Origin of the sequence: Maribellus luteus, from assembly GCF_003576475.1 — a bacterium.
Classification (GTDB): domain Bacteria; phylum Bacteroidota; class Bacteroidia; order Bacteroidales; family Prolixibacteraceae; genus Draconibacterium; species Draconibacterium luteum.
Genome location: NZ_QWGR01000101.1, coordinates 1 through 678, shown reverse-complemented (window position 1 = coordinate 678; position 678 = coordinate 1). Strand labels below are relative to the sequence as shown.

Annotated in this window: 1 protein-coding gene; it reads left to right on the top strand. The window is 61.1% G+C overall.

What is annotated here, in order from left to right; all coding sequences use genetic code 11:
- Positions 1 to 413 precede the first annotated feature (413 nt).
- On the top strand, positions 414 to 678 hold a 265-nt coding region (locus D1614_RS28105; protein WP_241558159.1), incomplete at its 3' end, for a GTP-binding protein.

The window sequence follows — 678 nt, the reverse complement described above, 5'->3', positions numbered from 1 at the left end:
AGGCAAGGAGTACGTCGTCGCCGACGGCGATGTGATGCACTTCCGGTTCAATACATAATCTGTCTGCTCCCTCGCCCCGCTCTTGCGGGGAGAGGGTTGGGGTGAGGGGCAAATCTTTCGCGCTGCACGCTCGCCCCTCACCCGGATCGTTTCACGATCCGACCTCTCCCTGCAAGCGGGGAGAGGTGACGCATGTCGTAAGCGGCGCGCAGTCGTCATCCTTCGAGGCTCGCAAGAGCTCGCACCTCAGGATGACGGCTCTGGACACGCCGCATCTTCAAGAGAACAGCATCAAGCTCTAACAGCGCCAAACGATTGCGGGCAACAGCAAATCATTGCGATTTCTGCGGAAGTACGCCGCGGAACAGCCCAATTTTGTTGCCGCTTTGCAGCCCGGATGCTATCCCGCGCCCATGACAACCTCCCCGATTTCGAACGTCCGCAACTTCTCCATCGTCGCCCATATCGACCATGGCAAGTCCACCCTCGCCGACCGGCTGATCCAGACCACCGGCGGACTGGAGGCGCGCGAGATGAAGGAGCAGGTGCTCGATTCGATGGACATCGAGCGCGAGCGCGGCATCACCATCAAGGCGCAGACCGTCCGCCTGGACTACCAGGCCAAGGACGGCAAGACCTACATCCTCAACCTGATGGACACGCCCGGGCACGTCGACT